Annotated in this window: 16 protein-coding genes; 9 read left to right on the forward strand and 7 right to left on the reverse strand. The window is 61.0% G+C overall.

Annotated features, from left to right (window positions below; genetic code table 11):
• Nucleotides 1–35 precede the first annotated feature (35 nt).
• Entirely contained in the window at nt 36–1,904 is a 1,869-nt protein-coding gene (locus RBB29_RS08625; protein WP_306115793.1) for a phage tail sheath C-terminal domain-containing protein, read from the forward strand.
• Nucleotides 1,905–1,909: 5 nt separating this feature from the next.
• Here the strand turns inward: RBB29_RS08625 and RBB29_RS08630 are convergent, their stop codons facing one another.
• The 5 genes from RBB29_RS08630 to RBB29_RS08650 form a co-directional block, all read right to left on the reverse strand.
• Nucleotides 1,910–2,527, reverse strand: coding sequence for a TetR/AcrR family transcriptional regulator (locus RBB29_RS08630; RefSeq protein WP_306115794.1), 618 nt, complete (start codon nt 2,525–2,527; stop codon nt 1,910–1,912).
• A gap of 109 nt (nt 2,528–2,636) precedes the next feature.
• On the reverse strand, nt 2,637–2,795 hold the full coding sequence (locus RBB29_RS08635; RefSeq protein ID WP_306115795.1) for a hypothetical protein: 159 nt from the start codon (nt 2,793–2,795) through the stop codon (nt 2,637–2,639).
• A gap of 287 nt (nt 2,796–3,082) precedes the next feature.
• Nucleotides 3,083–4,483 carry a TRAP transporter large permease gene (locus RBB29_RS08640; RefSeq protein ID WP_306115796.1) on the reverse strand — a complete coding sequence of 467 codons (1,401 nt, stop codon included), beginning with the start codon at nt 4,481–4,483 and terminating at the stop codon, nt 3,083–3,085.
• The gene (locus tag RBB29_RS08645) at nt 4,483–5,112 is read right to left on the reverse strand and encodes a TRAP transporter small permease subunit (RefSeq protein ID WP_306115797.1); all 630 of its coding nucleotides are present in this window, start codon (nt 5,110–5,112) and stop codon (nt 4,483–4,485) included. Before RBB29_RS08645 ends, RBB29_RS08640 begins: the two co-directional genes overlap by 1 nt.
• Nucleotides 5,113–5,167: 55 nt before the next feature.
• A complete protein-coding gene (locus tag RBB29_RS08650) occupies nt 5,168–6,184 on the reverse strand; it encodes a C4-dicarboxylate TRAP transporter substrate-binding protein (RefSeq protein WP_306115798.1) in 1,017 nt (338 codons plus the stop codon).
• A gap of 144 nt (nt 6,185–6,328) precedes the next feature.
• Between RBB29_RS08650 and mbfA the strand changes: the two genes are divergently transcribed.
• The 7 genes from mbfA (at nt 6,329) to RBB29_RS08685 (ending at nt 12,719) form a co-directional block, all read left to right on the forward strand.
• Nucleotides 6,329–7,306 carry an iron exporter MbfA gene (gene mbfA / locus RBB29_RS08655; RefSeq protein WP_306115799.1) on the forward strand — a complete coding sequence of 326 codons (978 nt, stop codon included), beginning with the start codon at nt 6,329–6,331 and terminating at the stop codon, nt 7,304–7,306.
• 133 nt (nt 7,307–7,439) lie between these two features.
• Entirely contained in the window at nt 7,440–8,399 is a 960-nt protein-coding gene (locus tag RBB29_RS08660; protein ID WP_306115800.1) for a DMT family transporter, read from the forward strand.
• Complete coding sequence (locus RBB29_RS08665; protein ID WP_306115801.1) at nt 8,396–9,019, forward strand: HAD family phosphatase; 624 nt, start codon at nt 8,396–8,398, stop codon at nt 9,017–9,019. The genes RBB29_RS08660 and RBB29_RS08665 overlap by 4 nt, the downstream gene beginning before the upstream one ends.
• On the forward strand, nt 9,016–9,933 hold the full coding sequence (locus RBB29_RS08670; RefSeq protein ID WP_306115802.1) for an ornithine cyclodeaminase family protein: 918 nt from the start codon (nt 9,016–9,018) through the stop codon (nt 9,931–9,933). Before RBB29_RS08665 ends, RBB29_RS08670 begins: the two co-directional genes overlap by 4 nt.
• On the forward strand, nt 9,930–10,853 hold the full coding sequence (locus RBB29_RS08675; RefSeq protein WP_306115803.1) for an alpha/beta fold hydrolase: 924 nt from the start codon (nt 9,930–9,932) through the stop codon (nt 10,851–10,853). Before RBB29_RS08670 ends, RBB29_RS08675 begins: the two co-directional genes overlap by 4 nt.
• Before the next feature lie 25 nt (nt 10,854–10,878).
• A complete protein-coding gene (locus RBB29_RS08680; protein ID WP_306115804.1) occupies nt 10,879–11,511 on the forward strand; it encodes a LysE family translocator in 633 nt (210 codons plus the stop codon).
• A gap of 173 nt (nt 11,512–11,684) precedes the next feature.
• On the forward strand, nt 11,685–12,719 hold the full coding sequence (locus RBB29_RS08685; protein WP_306115805.1) for a fatty acid desaturase: 1,035 nt from the start codon (nt 11,685–11,687) through the stop codon (nt 12,717–12,719).
• Between the two features lie 6 nt (nt 12,720–12,725).
• On the opposite strand, the gene RBB29_RS08690 is transcribed toward RBB29_RS08685, so the two are convergent.
• Nucleotides 12,726–13,958, reverse strand: coding sequence for an MFS transporter (locus RBB29_RS08690; protein ID WP_306115806.1), 1,233 nt, complete (start codon nt 13,956–13,958; stop codon nt 12,726–12,728).
• Nucleotides 13,959–14,084: 126 nt separating this feature from the next.
• On the opposite strand from RBB29_RS08690, the gene zapE reads away from it, so the two are divergent.
• The gene (gene zapE, locus RBB29_RS08695) at nt 14,085–15,143 is read left to right on the forward strand and encodes a cell division protein ZapE (protein ID WP_306115807.1); all 1,059 of its coding nucleotides are present in this window, start codon (nt 14,085–14,087) and stop codon (nt 15,141–15,143) included.
• A 91-nt stretch (nt 15,144–15,234) separates the two neighbouring features.
• On the opposite strand, the gene RBB29_RS08700 is transcribed toward zapE, so the two are convergent.
• The gene (locus RBB29_RS08700) at nt 15,235–16,128 is read right to left on the reverse strand and encodes a dihydrodipicolinate synthase family protein (RefSeq protein ID WP_306115808.1); all 894 of its coding nucleotides are present in this window, start codon (nt 16,126–16,128) and stop codon (nt 15,235–15,237) included.
• Nucleotides 16,129–16,140: the final 12 nt, after the last annotated feature.

The following is a 16,140-nucleotide window of genomic DNA, read 5'->3' on the forward strand; positions in this document are numbered from 1 at the left end:
TCATTTGAGTGTTTTTTGATCGCAGGAATTTTGCCATGCCCGAGTATCTGGCCCCCGGGGTTTACGTCGAAGAAGTAAGTTTTGCCGCGTCATCCATCAGGGGTGTTTCAACCTCCACCACTGCCTTTATCGGCGTCACGGAACGTGGTCCCCTGAAAGCCCCCGTCGCCCTGAGTTCGATGGCGGAGTTCGAGCAGGTATTTGGCGGCGCGCCCCATCCCAGTTTCCATCTGGAAAAACATGTCACGCGCACCGGCACCTCCCCCCTCAGCGATGCGGGCGCAACGCAACCCGCTGAACTGCCAGAGATCACCTTTCAGGCCGGTTCCGAGACCTATGCGCTGGTTCAGACGAACCCGGCCTACTTCCTCCATGCCGCGCTGCGGATGTTCTTCATCAATGGCGGCGGAAGATGCGTTGTTGTCAGTTGTGGCACCTATGGCGACGCTTTCGACAGCGCCGAAATGCTTGGCGCGCTCGACACGTTGAAGGACATAGACGAACCCAACCTGATCGTGGTCCCCGAGGTTACGCGATTGCCCCGTGCCGAGGCGTCGATGGTGAACCAGGCCATCCTGGCGCAATGTGAGGACGCCGGCAGCCGGTTTGCCATTCTCGATATCCCCGGCGGGTATCTCGACCGCGCCGACCCGAGCGGAGACCCGGTTGCCGCCTTTCGGGACGATATCGGCACGCGGGCCCTGTCCTTTGGCGCGGCCTATTACCCATGGTGCGAGGCCGCGGTGTTTCGGCCGGAGGACTTCACCTTTGCCAATATCGAACCCGATAGTCGGCCGCTCCTTGTGACCCTTCTGACAGATGCCGGCACCGCGCCGGAAGCTGGGAAGATCAGTGCTCCAACTTTGACCGGTGATTTCACCATCGTGGCGCGACCCGGGCAGTCCGTACCGCTGACCCTCGACGATTTCCGTGCGGTGGATGACAGCCGCGCCAGGAACCTGCGGTATAGCATCCTCGACACCGGCCAGATGACCAGTCGGCTCGTGACCACCAGCACCGGTAAACGCCGGAGCGGGTTTCGACAAAAGGGACTGGCGCAGGGCAAGATCAGCTTTATCCGTGACAGGGATGCCGTTGATCCGGGGCAGTTCGACATTGTTGTCACCGACAAGAATGGCCGAAAAAGCGCCCAGCGGACCGTCTTCGTGGTCTCGGATGAGAATGCCGCGGATAGAGGCCGCATCCTGCAGAAGATCGCCAGTGATGAGGCGGATCAACAGCGGGAGGTTCGCGCCCTGGATCACACCTTGCGTCAAACGTCACCACTCTATGCCGAAATCACCCGGCGCATGGCGGCCTATGCCAACACCTTACCGCCGGGCGCGGCAATGGCCGGGGTTTATACGAGAACCGATAACGCGCGCGGCGTCTGGAAAGCGCCCGCTGGCGTTTCGGTCACCGGTATTCTGCGCCCCACTGTCACAATCCAGAACCGGCAGCAGGATAACCTGAACAGCCCTAACGGCGGTGTCTCGATCAACGCGATCCGGGAGTTTACAGGGCGCGGCACGCTTGTCTGGGGCGCCCGCACCATGGCGAGCCACGACAATGAATGGCGATACGTCCCGGTGCGGCGTTTTTCGATCATGGTGGAACAGTCCGTCAAAAAGTCGATCGCGCCATTCATTTTCGAAGAGAACGACAGCACAGCCTGGCACAGCATTCGTACGATGACCGACAATTTCCTCCTCGGGCTCTGGCGCTCCGGTGCCTTGGCCGGGCAGAAACCATCAGATGCCTTTTTTGTAAAGGTGGGCTTGGGCGAAACCATGACACAGGATGATGTGCTCAACGGCCGGATGATTGTCGATATCGGCATGGCGCCGGTCCGGCCGGCGGAATTCGTCATCATCCGCATTCAGCAGAAAACACGGTCGCGATAGAGGGGTCAGGCCCGGTACCGTGCCAGGAACATCTCAACCGCGCCGTTGACGACACGTTCGATGTTTTCTTCGGTGACGTTGCATTCCACGCCGCAGAGGCACCGCACAAACATGTCGGTCTTGCACAGCTCGCCAAACTGGCTGGCGGCAAGGTCCATGTCGTCGATCCTGAGGATGCCGCGTTCGACATAGGGGGTCAGCACCTTGGACATCCGTTCGCGAACCAGTGCCGGACCGGAATTGTAGAACCGCTGCCCCAACTCGGGAAAGCGGTGCGATTCCGACACGCAAATCCGGAAGACCTGCTGACCGAAGCTCGACAGGAAAAATCGAACGATCCGGCTGGCCGCTTCGTGCAGCACATGCTCGATCGGGGCGTCGACGCCGATCACTTCGAGTGCCTCTTCCGCCTGCCGGTTGCATTCAACGCGGGCCACCTCGGAGAAAAGCAGCCGCTTGTCGGGAAAGTAACTGTACAGTGTCGCTTTGGAGACGCCAGCCGCCCGGGCAATATCATCGACGCTGGCTCCTTCAAAGCCGTCCCGCATGAAGATACTGCGTGCGCCTTCCAGAACCTGGTCGAACTTTCTGCCTTTTTTGATTTCCGCGGCCATTGCCGTCATGCATGTCCTCCCTGCGCGCCGAGTCAGTGTGTCAGGTCGGGATGCCTGCCGCAAGCAATTCTGCCCAGGCGGCGGTCGAACCCGCCCGCCGCCTGGAACGTGAGCGACATCATTTATTGAGGGTCGAACGATCCTGGCTCACCGGCTCCGTTGTGGGTTTCGGAAAGTCCAAGGTCGGGGTCAGGCTCCCCATATCAAAGCCTTGTGCAACGACCGGCGCAGCGGTCAGGGAGAGGGCAAGTGCAAAAGCGATAAGTGGGGTTTTCATGTCATTTCCTTTCTGAACTAATCAGTTCACATCAAAATAAATAAACCGTTTAGTTCAGTTTACAAGAGAAAATTGAACTGAATAGTTCACTTTTATGACGTAACGTCACAAAATCGCGGTTTATCGTTATTTTGCAGATGCTTAAGATGAGCGGAATATGGCCTACCTTCACCCGCGCGAAGAAAAGAGCGCAACGTCAAAACCCGCGCCCGCCCGAGGAAGACGCGCCTTGCGCGGCTGACGAGATTACCAGCGCGCCGCAAGGCGCTCATTTTGGTTGAAGGGCGCTACATCGCCTGGCTGGGCAGCCAAAGAACAATCGCCGGAAAGGCCACCAAGAGCGCAATGGTGATCGCATCCGCAATGAAAAACGGCGTCACGCCCTTAAAGACGTCCTGCACCGTCAGATCATCCCGCACCCCGGCCACCACGAAGCAATTCAACCCGATAGGCGGCGTGATGAGGCAAAACTCGGCCATCTTCACCACTAATATACCGAACCATATGGCGCACATCGTGCCGTTCATCCCAAACGCGCTCTCGGCTGCCGTAACGCTCTCGCCCCCGTTCAGTGCCATCACCGCCGGATAGACCACGGGCAGCGTCAGGAGCAGCATGCCGATCGCATCCATGAACATCCCAAGCACCGCATAGGCCAGCAGAATGCACACCAGGATCATCAACGGCGCCATATCCAGCGACGTGATCCAATCGGCAAACGCTCCGGGCAGGTCTGCGAATCCGAGGAAGCGCACATAGATGAGAACGCCCCAGATGATCGTGAAGATCATCACCGTCAGCTTTGCCGTCTCGATCAGCGCCTCTTTCAATTGCGCCCATCTAAGGCCCCGCGCCAGTGCCATCAGGAAGACGATGAATGCGCCGACTGCCCCGCCTTCTGTCGGTGTGCCCCAGGCATCCCCGAAGGGGTTGTAGACAAAGAAGATGATGATAACGACCACCGCCACAATGGGCAGCGCGGGCAGAAGCGCCGTAAACCGCTCGCCCCAGGTGAAGCCGCCCACCGGCGGCCCGACATTCTTGAACACAAGCGCGATTGTGATGATCAGGATCGCGTAGACCACGGCGGAAAAGGCCCCGGGAATAAAACCCGCGAGCAGGAGCGATCCCACATCCTGCTCCACGATGATCGCGTAGATCACAAGGATCGCCGAAGGTGGAATGAGCGAGGCCAATGTCCCCCCCGCCGCCACGACGCCCGCCGCGAATTGCTTGTCATAGCCAATCTTGAGCATCTCGGGGATGGCGATGCGGGCAAAGACCGCCGCCGTGGCCACGGACGCGCCGGAGACTGCCGCAAACCCGGCCGTCGCGAATACCGTCGAGACCGCGAGACCGCCCGGCACCCAGGCGATCCAGCGTTTCGCCGCCTCGAAGAGCGCCGTGGTGAGCCGGGCGTAATAAGCGAGATAACCGATGAGAATAAAGGTGGGGATCAGGCTCAGCGCATGGGCCGAGACCTTGGAATGCGGCACCTGCCCGGCCACTTTGACGCTGATCTCGACCGCCTTGCCGAAGCGCGCGGGATCATAATCGAACCCGTTCCAGCGCAGCCAGACAAGGCCAACGAAGCCTGCCAGACCGGCAGCAAAAGCCACCCGCATGCCCAGCACGACCATGACGAGCATGCCGCCCGTGACCCAGAGGCCGATTTCGATGGATCCCATCAATCCGCCCCTTCAAGCTGCTTGGCTTCCGCCTCGGCCTGTTCAGCCACCGATTGGTAGAGCGGCACCGCCACGGGCCGCTCCAGGCCTAGTACCAGCGCGCGCCCGTAAGCCCAGACCTGTATCACCAATCGCAGGCTCAACACCGAAAATGCGACCGGCACCAGGAGTTTCGTGGGCCAGATCGGCAAGCCGATATCAATCGAACTGTCCCGGCTCCAGAGCGGTTTCGTCATGTCAAAGCTGCGGTCGAAATGCGCCCAACTACCCCAGACAAGCGCGATCATCAGCACAAGCATCAACGAAACGGTCATCAGTTCCAGCGCCCAAAGCGCCCGCCCACGCAAGGCGCCGATGAGGATGTCCATGCGGATATGCCCGCCTTCGCGCTGCACATAGGCGACGCCCATGATCGCGATCAGCGGCATCAGCGCCTCGATCCAATCCACGTATCCCGGCAGAGGGCTTTCAAAGAACTCCCGGCCACTGACGGAATAGGCTGCAAGAAACATCAGTGAAAACGCCGCGATGCCGCTCAGGAGCGCAAAGAATCGCTCGAGCTTGAGCAAGCCGCGGTCCAGACGGCTGAGCCAGCCATCATCCTGTAAAACGGTTGAGTTACCTGCCATGTGTTCGCGCCGGATTTTACTGGGGCCGCCCCTTCAGGCGCGGCCCCATGATCCCTCAGCTATCGCCGCGGGCTTCCTTGAGCGTCTTCATCACCAGATCATAAAGCTCCTGACCCGGCAGGCCCTGCGCTTCCATATCGGCAATCCACGCAGCCCGGATCGGATCCGCCGCCTTTTCGCGGAAGGCCGCAAGCTCATCTTCGCTGATCTCGACCTTGGTCACGCCCTTTTCTTCGAGGATGCCGTCCCACTTGGTCAGCAACTCGCCATAGTTGGCCAGGTAATGGTCAATCGCCTCCGGGATGGAACTGTCGAGCGCCTCACGCTCCGCGTCCGAGAGCGATTCGTAGGCGTCGATATTCACCACCACCGGGCAGTTCACCGTGCCGGGGTTGAGGTTTGCGGTCCACCAGGCGGCCTGATTGATGGTACCGAAGCTCAGATGCGCGTGCTGCGCGAAGGCCACGGTGTCGACGGTACCCGATTCCATCGCCTGATAGGCTTCGGTCGCGGTCACCGATGTGGGTACGGCGCCCACAGCCTCGAACGCCTTGCCAAGCCCGCCGGTAGCACGCACCCGCATGCCTTCGAAATCAGCGAGTTTTTCACGCGGCTCGCCGGTGCCGACGATGTTGTATTGCGGCATGGGCGAGGTCATCAGGAGCTTGGCATTCCACTGCGCCAATTCGTCCTGTACCGCCGGGTGATCGTAGACCGCGTGGCTCACCGCAACCTCTTCCTCAAGGTTGCTCACCCCCAGGAACGGCAGTTCCAGCACGGTGATCGTCCTGTTCTTGTCGCGGTGATAACCCGCGCAGAACTGCGCCATCTCGAATGCACCGATGGAAATACCGTCGAGGTTTTCCTTGTTCTTCGAAAGGCCGCCATAGCTGATGTTCAACGTGAACTCGCCCCCGGTCTTTTCGCTCACCAACTCGGCCAACTTCTCGACATGCTCGGTGAAGGCCCGGCGCTTGCCCCAGAGCGAGACGTTCCATTCCGTGGCCAGCGCCTCGGACGCGAAGGCGAATGTCATTGTCGCGGCCGTTACGCCACCCAGAAACTTGTGCATCTTCATTCCTCCCTAGAATCACATGCTTATTTCATGACGGGAGTTTAGCGATTCATTTTCGATTGGCTACCGGGTGGCAAGAAAGCTCTTGATCCCGAAGGTTGCTTTGTTAGTTTAGAATCATTCTAATAAAGGATACCCCCAATGATCCCCGGTGTTACCTCCCGCCGCCGTTTCAGCGACCTCTCGGAACAGGAAATCCTGGCGCTTGCGATCTCCTCCGAGGAGGATGACGCGCGTATCTACCGCAGTTACGCCGAAATTTTGCGCGCGGACTTTCCCGACAGTGCGCGGGTGTTCGACGGCATGGCAGCCGAAGAAGATGGCCACAGGCAGCGCCTGATCGACCTGCACTGCGCCCGGTTTGGCGAGGTGATCCCCCTGATCCGCCGCGAACACGTCGCCGGGTTCTATGCGCGCCGGCCCGTCTGGCTGATTGAAAACCTCGGGATCGAGCGTATCCGTGAGGAGGCCGCCGCGATGGAGCGGGACGCCGAGGCGTTTTACCTCAAGGCCGCTGCACGCACGAGGGACGCCGCCACACGCAAGTTACTCGGCGATCTGGCCGCCGCCGAGGCCGGGCATGAGACCCGCGCGGGCGAGCTGGTGGCGGAGCACCTTGATGACGATGCCCGCGCGTCCGAGGACAAGACCGCCAAGCGGCAATTCCTTCTGACCTGGGTGCAGCCGGGGCTTGCCGGCCTGATGGACGGCTCGGTTTCGACCCTCGCCCCCATCTTTGCAACCGCCTTTGCGACGCAAGACACCTGGACCACCTTCCTCGTCGGATTGGCGGCCTCGGTGGGGGCGGGCATCTCGATGGGTTTCACCGAAGCGGCCAGCGACGATGGCGAGCTTTCGGGCCGCGGCAGCCCGGTGAAACGCGGGATCGCCTCGGGCGTGATGACGACCGTGGGCGGTTTGGGCCATGCGCTCCCCTACCTGATCCCGGATTTCTGGACCGCCACGATCATCGCCGTGATCGTGGTCTTCGTGGAGCTTTGGGCCATCGCCTGGATTCAGAACCGCTACATGGAAACGCCCTTTTTCCGCGCGACCTTGCAGGTTGTGTTCGGCGGCGCACTGGTCCTGGCCGCCGGGATCGTGATCGGATCGGGCTGAGCCATAGCGCAGCCCCCGGGGGTCTAACCGGCCGGGCGCACCGGCACGACGATGGCCGAACCTCGGGCACGGGCCTTTACAAATGGTGGTCACTGGCCTCATCTGACCTGATCTTGTTTCAGACCCGGCCATCATGACCCAATCAGCGACCGCCCGTTCGAACCTTACCGGCGCGCTCTGCGCGTTTGCGGCGGCGCTGTGCTTTTCGCTCAACGATGTCGGCATCAAGTTTCTGAGCGACCAATACGCGCTGCATCAGATCATCCTGATCCGCTCTTCCCTGGGCCTGCTGGTATTTCTTGCCATCATCATGCCGCTATCGGGCGGGTGGGGGATCATCCGCACCCGCCGGATCGGGTGGCACCTGCTGCGCGGCCTCTGCGTGGTGCTGGCCAATTCCTTCCTGTTCCTCGGGCTGGCCGCGATGGAGATTGCCGATGCGATCGCGATCTTCTTCGTCTCGCCCCTGCTAATCGCGCTCATGTCGATCGTGTTCCTCGGCGAAGTGGTGGGGCCACGACGCTGGGCGGCGATTGCCGTTGGATTTGCCGGGGTCATGGTGATCGTGCAACCCGGCACCTCGGCGTTCCAGATCGCATCGCTCTTTCCGATTGCCGCGGCTTTCCTTTATGGCGTGATGCATATCGTGGCGCGGCAGATCGGCGGCACCGAAAGCGCCGCCACCATGACGTTCTATATCCTGCTGACCTTCATCACGGTCAGCGCCGCCATCGGCCTCTCGGTCGGCGACGGACGGTTCGCAGCAGAGGCGCACCCGGCGCTTGTCTTCCTGCTGCGGCCCTGGGTGCCGGTGGAGATGGCGGACATGCCGATCCTCGCCATGCTGGGAGTGAGCGGCGTCATGGGCGGCTTCCTCATCAGCCAGGCATACCGCCTTTCCGAAGCGGCCTTTGCGGCGCCGTTCGAATATGTGTCGATGCCGATGGCAATCTTCTGGGGGATCACGGTTTTTGGCACATTCCCCGACCGGACCGCATGGATCGGGATTGCGCTGATCATGGGATCAGGGTTGTATCTGGTCTGGCGGGAGACAGTCAAAGGACGACCACACAGGATGGAGCGACGGGCATGACAGAGGTTCAGGCCGTGATTTTCGACATCGGCAATGTTCTGATCGAATGGCAGCCGGAACGCCACTACGACCGCCTCATCGGGGGGGAGCGGCGCCGGGCGTTCTTCGATGAATTCGACTTCCACGGGCTGATGAACCGGATCGACGAAGGCGCGCCATTTGCGCCGACGATCGACGACGCGGCGCGGGAGGCACCGACATGGGCCACCGAACTTCTGATCCTGCGCGACAATTGGACCGATCTGGCGCAACCGGCCATTCCCCATTCGGTGCGCCTCTTGCGGGCGCTCAAAGAGCGGGGTGTGCCGGTCTTTGTCCTGAGCAATTTCGGCGCCGAAAACTTCCCGGTCAGCCAGGCGCAATTCCCCTTCCTGACGGAGTTCGACCGGTTCTATATCTCCGGCAGGATGAAGATGCGCAAACCCGATCCGGCAATCTATGCCGCGGTCGAAGCCGATTGCGGGCTGCCGGCGCAAAGCCTTCTCTTTGCCGATGACCGTGCGGAAAACATCGACGCCGCGCGCGCCCGTGGATGGCAAACCCACCTCTTCACCACCCCCGAAAGCTGGGCCGATTGCCTGGTTGCCGCGGGGCTCATCAGCAGGGAAGACGCCGCATGAGCATCACGATCATCCCTTTCGACGGCGGCGAGGCAAATCTGGATTGGCTTTCCCTATGCGACGCTTTCGAGCGGGGCCACGCGATGCCAAAGGCAGAGATCGCCGATACGTTCCTCTATCGCGGCAATGACACGCTCCTGAACCGGTCGGCCTGGATCGACGGGCTGGGCCTGGCGGTGAAGTGCGCCACGGTTTTCCCCGGCAACCCCGTGGCGGGCAAACCGATGATCCACGGATCGGTATGCCTTTATGCCGATGCGGATGGCGCGCTTGAGGCGATGATTGATTTCCATCTCGTGACAAAGTGGAAGACCGCAGGTGACAGCCTCTTTGCCGCGCGCCGCCTGGCCCGGCCGGATAGCCAAAACATCCTGATCGTGGGTGCGGGCACCGTCGGGCGCACCCTTTGGCAGGCCTATCGCACGGCCTTCCCGGATGCGCGCTTTACCATCTGGAACCGGACCCCCGCAAAGGCCGAAGAGATGGCGGCGGAATGTCCCGGCATGTCCGTGGCGGGCGATCTGCAAAGCGCGGTGCAGGCTGCCGATATCGTCACCTCCGCCACCATGTCCACGGATCCGCTGATCCAGGGCGATTGGTTGCGCCCCGGTCAGCATATCGACCTGATTGGCGCCTACCGCCCGGACATGCGCGAGGTGGACGATACTGCCCTGACCCGTGCCCGGATCTTTGCCGACAGTTTCGACACCACCATCGACCATATCGGCGAATTCAAGATACCGGTCGCAAGCGGGGCCATCACGCGCGGTGACATCCTGGCGGATTTCTACACGCCCGAGGCATTCAAACGCCGTTCGGATGACGAGATCACGCTTTTCAAGAATGGCGGCGGTGCGCATCTCGACCTGATGACCAGCCGCTACATCCTCGACGCCTGGAACGCGGGCGCATGAGCTGGGTGTGGCTTGTCCTTCTGGCCGCGATCATTGCGGCCCCCTATGTGGCCGACCGTCGACGCAAACCGATGGGCAAGGCCGAGCGGCAAGAGGCCCCCGGCGCTTTCGTCACCTTGTCGCGCGGGGTGACACATTACCAATGGCATGGCCCCGAGGGCGGCCCCGTCGCCGTTTGTGTACATGGATTGACCACGCCATCCTTTGTCTGGGGGCCGATTGTCGAGGGCCTTACCGCCATGGGCTACCGCGTACTGACCTATGACCTCTATGGGCGGGGTTATTCAGACCGGCCACGTGGCGAGCAGGACGCGGCTTTTTTTGTCACGCAACTCGAAGAGCTATTGGACAACCAGCAGGTAAGCGGCAAGTTCACCCTGCTGGGGTATTCCATGGGCGGTGCGATCTCAACCGCCTTTGCCGCGAAATCGCCGGAGCGGTTGCGGCAGGTCGTGCTTTTGGCACCGGCGGGGATGGGCCATGACCTTGGTCCAATTGCCCGGTTGGTGACCAACCACAAATACCTGGGCAGCTGGCTGATGATGGCGTTTTATGGACGGTCCTATGGCCAGGCGCTCGAAGCAGAACGGGATCTGCCCACGGCCATCCCGAACATTGTCGATCTGCAAAAGGCGGAACTCGGGTATCGCGGCTTTCGCGGCGCCGTCCTCGCCTCCCTGCGTGGTATTCTCGACACCGAACAGGAGCACGAACACCGGCAGATCAGCGAGACCAGCCTGCCGGTCATGGCGATCTGGGGCCGCGATGATGACGTGATCCCGATCGCAGGCAAGGCCACGCTCTCGGAGTGGAACCCACGCGCAGCCCACGGCGTGGTTGAAAACGCGGGCCATGCGCTGGCCTATACCCATAGCGACGAGGTTGTGGCCCTGCTGCACGACGTGATGGAAACGCCCTGAAACCCATCCAAGAGGGGAGAAGTAAATGCCATCCGGTGAATTGATGATCGCCTTTTTCGCGGCCACCTTGCTCTTCGCTTATATGCCCGGTCCGGCCCTGCTCTATACCGCGGCACAAACCGTTGCCCGGGGTCGCCGGGGCGGATGGTTGGCGGCGCTCGGGCTCCATGTGGGTGGCTATGTTCACGTCGTGGCGGCGGCACTGGGCCTCGCCCTGTTGTTCAAGGCAGTGCCGGTTCTCTATGTCGCGTTGAAATTCGCCGGGGCGGCGTACCTGGTCTGGCTCGGGGTGCAGATGATCGTGTCCAAACCGCACGCCGTCGAACGGGTCCCCGAAACAAAGGCAAAAGGCCCAAGACGCGCCTTTTGGCAAAGCGTAACGGTCGAGGCCCTGAACCCCAAAACCGCAATCTTCTACCTCGCGTTCTTGCCGCAATTCACGGATCCGGCGGCAAGCCTGCCAATCTGGTTGCAGCTCCTGGTCCTGGGAACGATCGTCAATATCGTCTTTTCATCAGCAGATGTCCTTTGCGTCCTTGCGGCGGACAAGATCACGCGGATGGTCCGGTCGTCCCGTGCGGGTGGACGGATCTTGCACCGCATCGGCGGCAGCGTCCTGATCGCGCTTGGCGTCAACATCGCCCTCGACCAGAACTGACCCGCTTGGCGCCATTCCACCCCCTCGGGCACCACCCAGAGACGTATGACTGCGCGTTATCTGCATCATATCCGCCAAACCGTTTTCGCAAGCTGACCAAAGGTCAACATTCTGCTTGCCAAGTCGCCTGACTTCTCTATCCGGGTGCGCAAGACACACAGAAATGCAGGCATATGACAAAACACCCGGATCTATCCCAGCCCGACCACGACACAATGCAGGCAAGAGACTGGGTCAAGATCCTGTCGAGCTACCGAGAGCCAAACCACCTGCGCAGCGTTTTTGAGACCGGGGTCAGCCTGGTACCCTTCATCCTGCTCTGGGCGCTGGCTTGGTGGACGCTTTCGATCAGCTATTGGCTGGCTTTCGGGATTTCGGTTTTCAACGCGCTTTTCCTGCTGCGCCTCTTCACGATCCAGCACGATTGCGGCCACGGCGCGTTCTTTGCCAACCGCCATGTCAGCGATTGGGTCGGCCGTGTGATCGGCGTCCTGACCCTGACGCCCTACGATGTCTGGCGCCGGACCCATAATGCCCATCACAGCGGTTCCGGCAATCTCGCGCGGCGCGGCATGGGGGATATCCACACCTACACCGTAAATGAATTCAACGCCTTGTCGCCCCTGCGCCGGTTGCAATACCGGCTCTACCGCCATCCGTTTACGCTTTTCGGCCTGGCGCCTGGGTATCTCTTCTTGCTGCAAAACCGCCTGCCGCTTGGCCTGATGAACAGCCTCCGGTACTGGGTCAGCGCCATCGGGACGAACATCGCGATCATCGCCGTTCTTGTCGCAATCTGGTATTTCGGGGGGTTCGCGCCGATCCTGTTGATCTTTCTGCCCACAACCCTCTTGGCGGCGACGGCGGGGATGTGGCTCTTCTACGTGCAGCATCAGTTCGAACACACCCACTGGAACCATGATCAGGATTGGCAACTGCATGACGCCGCGCTGCATGGCAGTTCGCACTATGTGCTGCCGAAGATCCTGCAATGGTTCAGCGCCAATATCGGCATCCACCATGTGCACCACCTCTATAGCCGGATACCGTTCTATCGCCTGACCGAAGTGCTGCGCGATCATGCCGAGCTGGATGAGAGTAACCGCATGACAATCCGGCAAAGCCTTGGCTGCGCGCGGCTGCACCTCTGGGACGAAAACAGCAAGCGGCTGTTGTCCTTCGCGCAGGCCCGCAAGCTATACGGGTAGGGCACGTCAGGCAGGGCTCAACGCCCGTTCCCTGACCGGTAGATGCACAATGGCGCTAAACGCCCCGATCCCCACGCCGACCCACCAGACCAGCGTGTAATCGCCATAGGCGTCGTACATCCGCCCCCCAAGCCAGACGCCGAGAAAACTGCCCAACTGGTGGCTGAAGAAGATGATGCCGTAGAGCGTTCCCATGTAGCGCAACCCATAGATATGGGCGATCAATCCGCTGGTCAGCGGCACCGTTGCAAGCCATGTCGACCCCATGCAGAGCGCAAACAACAGAACCGTGGCGGGGGTCATCGGCACCAGGATGAATGCGGCGGCAAAAATCGTACGCAAAGTGTAGAGACCCGCAAGCAGGTACTTCTTGGAATAACGCTTACCAAGCCAACCCGCCAGCAACGTACCTCCAATGTTTGCCAGTCCAATAATGGCGATCGACGCAGCGCCAAGCGCAGAGGTGGTGGTGATGCCCAACCCGTGCAGCAGCCCGCCCGGTTCAATCGGGCCGCAAACCTCGGTCACGAAAGCCGGGAAATGCGCGGTGATGAACGCCAACTGATAACCGCAGCTAAAGAACCCGAGGAAAATGAGCGTATAGGACGGATCCCGGAATGCTTTCTTCAAAACGTGGCCCAGGCTTTCTTCGAGCGTCTGCTTGCTTGCCGGCGCCGGCAGGCGCATCAGCGGCAGCGTCAGCAGCACCGACAAGATCAGAACCGCAAAGATCAAGAAGACCGTTTGCCACCCCATGAAATTCAGCAGGTATTCCGCCAGTGGCGGGCCGAATACCTGTCCGCTCGACCCCGCCGCCGCGGCAATTGCCAGGCTCATGGACCGGTTGTCAACGCTGCTGGCGCGCCCGACCACGGCCAGGATCACGCCGAAGCCCGTCCCGGCGATACCGAACCCAACGATCACCTCGTAAAACTGATGCGCCAGCGGCGTCACCGCATAGGACGACAGCACCAGGCCCATTGCGTACATGATCGCACCGATCACGATGGCCTTCCTGTCGCCGATCTTCTCCGCAATCGCGCCAAAAATCGGCTGCCCGATGCCCCATGCAAGGTTCTGTATGGCAATGGCGGTGCTGAACTCGGATCTCAGCCAACCAAACTCGTCGGCAATCGGAATTTGAAACACCCCGAACGCAGACCGGATCGCAAACGAAATCAGCAGGATCGCGCAGCCGATGATCAAAACGGGCGTGAAAAGAGGTGTGGTCTTGGTCATCTGCGCCCTCCGATGGCCGGGACACTTTAGTGACGCGGTGACAACGGTCAATTCAACTGTTGTGATGACAGGTATCAATATCCGATCACACTTCCCAAGCCTGCAAGGGCGCGATATGCCGGTTTCATGGAAACGCTGCCGGAAAAATACGCGCGCCTTGTGGCCGCCGGAGACCTGACGCGCGACGACGCACAAGAGGCCCTGCTTCCTGAATTCGAGCGTATCCGGACCGGTCTGGCACCAGCCCCGAAAAAGGGCTGGTTCCGGAAATCAGCCGAGCCGCCCAAGGGCCTCTATATCTGGGGCGGCGTAGGGCGCGGCAAATCCATGCTGATGGACATGTTCGTCGATACGCTTGATGTGCCCAACCGCCGGGTGCATTTCCACGCCTTCATGCAGGAAATCCACCGTGGCATGCATGCCGCCCGTGGGCGTGGTGAAAAGGACGCCCTGGCACCGGTTGCCAAGGAGGTGGCACAATCCGTGCGGCTTCTGGCCTTCGACGAGATGCAGATCACCGATATCACCGATGCGATGATCGTCGGTCGGTTGTTCGAAGCCCTCTTCGCCGCCGGTGTCGTGGTGGTGACGACCTCGAACCGCGTGCCGGACGAGCTCTACAAGGACGGCCTGAACCGGCAGCTGTTCCTGCCCTTCATCGAACTGGTGAAAGAGAAAATGGTGGTGCATGAAATGGTCAGCCCCACCGACTACCGACAGGACAAACTGGCAGGCAGCCCGACCTACTTCACCCCGATCAACGATGAAACCCGGGCGCAAATCCGCGCGGTCTGGCAGGATCTATCCGACGGCGAAAGTGAGCCGCTGACACTTCACGTCAACAAGCGCGAGGTCGAGCTTCCCGGCTTTCACAATGGTGTCGCCCGGGCCAGCTTCTATGACCTCTGCGGCAAACCCCTTGGGCCCGCGGATTATCTTGCGCTGGCCGAGGCCGCGCGCGTGCTGATCCTGGAAAACATTCCGCAACTGAGCCGGTCGAACTTCAACGAGGCCAAACGTTTCGTGACCCTGATCGACGCGCTCTACGAGGCCAAGACCCGCCTGATCTGCACCGCTGCCGCTGCGCCCGAATACCTTTATGTCGAGGGCGAAGGCACGTTCGAATTCGAACGCACCGCCAGCCGCCTGCGCGAAATGCAGTCCGAGAACTGGGGGCAGGATTAAGGCCCGCCCGTCGCGGCAGGCGCCCACCCGAGGAGAAGGCCGGAGGCCGCCGACGAGACATCGCGCGTGCGCGTGAGCGCACTCCTTTTGGTCACGGCAGGGTCGCCACCAGTCCCGCGGCCAGGGCTGCATCCGCATTCTCAAGCGGCGCGCGCAGGTTGAGCCAGCGCGCATCGCCAGTCTGATCTGCCTTGAACGCCTTGAGCGCCGGAATGAGCCCACCGGCCTGTACCGCCTGCCGATGCGCATTGACGCCAGGCTGCATCGCCGACGCTGCGTCCCAATCTCCGGCCGCCGCCTGGTCGAACATCGCACGGATCGGTCCCACATTTGAATTGCAACTGGCCGATATACATCCACCCCCGCCGATCTTCATAGCGTCGATCATGAAACTCTCCGACCCGGGGAAGACCGAAATGCCAGGTGCCGCTTCGATCACCGCTTTGGTGTTGTCCCAATTCCCCGAACTGTCCTTGTAGGCAACAACAACCTCGGGAAACGCCCGGTTGAGACGCGCCGCAAGCCCGGGCGAAATCCCGATCCCGGTATTTTGTGGGATGTGATAGAGGCAGATCTTCAGCGCGTCTGAGCCGACACCTTCGGTCAACTGACTGAAATAGCGATAAAGCCCCTCATCGCTGGCGGTGACAAAAAAGAAGGGCGGCAATGTCATCACCCCCGCGCATCCAAGCGCCACCGCATGCCTGGAAAGCGTCAGCGTCTCCTCAAGCGCATTCAACCCCGTCCCAGGCATCAACTGATCCGGGCGCGCCACGCCGGACGAGATCAGAAGCTCCAGCATTTCCATCCGTTCCCGCGACGAATTGCTCAGCGCCTCCGACGTGGTGCCGAAGGGTGAAAGGTAATGCGCCCCTTCCGACAGGCACCCGGCGGCATGTTCCAAGTATAGGTCCGTGGCAATCGAGTGATCGTCGTTATAGGGGGTCAGGATCGGGGTGATGACCCCGCGCATCGGTTCTGTCATGTCTCGCCTTTT

This window comes from Roseovarius sp. MMSF_3359 (assembly GCF_030733385.1).
Lineage (GTDB): Bacteria > Pseudomonadota > Alphaproteobacteria > Rhodobacterales > Rhodobacteraceae > Roseovarius.

Coding starts and splice junctions, on each gene's coding strand:
- RBB29_RS08645 (WP_306115797.1), bottom strand. CDS start 5,112: ATGGCAGGTAACTCAACCGTTTTACAGGATGATGGCTGGCTCAGCCGT.
- zapE (WP_306115807.1), top strand. CDS start 14,085: ATGGAAACGCTGCCGGAAAAATACGCGCGCCTTGTGGCCGCCGGAGAC.
- mbfA (WP_306115799.1), top strand. CDS start 6,329: ATGATCCCCGGTGTTACCTCCCGCCGCCGTTTCAGCGACCTCTCGGAA.
- RBB29_RS08650 (WP_306115798.1), bottom strand. CDS start 6,184: ATGCACAAGTTTCTGGGTGGCGTAACGGCCGCGACAATGACATTCGCC.
- RBB29_RS08675 (WP_306115803.1), top strand. CDS start 9,930: ATGAGCTGGGTGTGGCTTGTCCTTCTGGCCGCGATCATTGCGGCCCCC.
- RBB29_RS08625 (WP_306115793.1), top strand. CDS start 36: ATGCCCGAGTATCTGGCCCCCGGGGTTTACGTCGAAGAAGTAAGTTTT.
- RBB29_RS08635 (WP_306115795.1), bottom strand. CDS start 2,795: ATGAAAACCCCACTTATCGCTTTTGCACTTGCCCTCTCCCTGACCGCT.
- RBB29_RS08660 (WP_306115800.1), top strand. CDS start 7,440: ATGACCCAATCAGCGACCGCCCGTTCGAACCTTACCGGCGCGCTCTGC.
- RBB29_RS08670 (WP_306115802.1), top strand. CDS start 9,016: ATGAGCATCACGATCATCCCTTTCGACGGCGGCGAGGCAAATCTGGAT.
- RBB29_RS08685 (WP_306115805.1), top strand. CDS start 11,685: ATGACAAAACACCCGGATCTATCCCAGCCCGACCACGACACAATGCAG.
- RBB29_RS08690 (WP_306115806.1), bottom strand. CDS start 13,958: ATGACCAAGACCACACCTCTTTTCACGCCCGTTTTGATCATCGGCTGC.
- RBB29_RS08700 (WP_306115808.1), bottom strand. CDS start 16,128: ATGACAGAACCGATGCGCGGGGTCATCACCCCGATCCTGACCCCCTAT.
- RBB29_RS08640 (WP_306115796.1), bottom strand. CDS start 4,483: ATGGGATCCATCGAAATCGGCCTCTGGGTCACGGGCGGCATGCTCGTC.
- RBB29_RS08630 (WP_306115794.1), bottom strand. CDS start 2,527: ATGACGGCAATGGCCGCGGAAATCAAAAAAGGCAGAAAGTTCGACCAG.
- RBB29_RS08680 (WP_306115804.1), top strand. CDS start 10,879: ATGCCATCCGGTGAATTGATGATCGCCTTTTTCGCGGCCACCTTGCTC.
- RBB29_RS08665 (WP_306115801.1), top strand. CDS start 8,396: ATGACAGAGGTTCAGGCCGTGATTTTCGACATCGGCAATGTTCTGATC.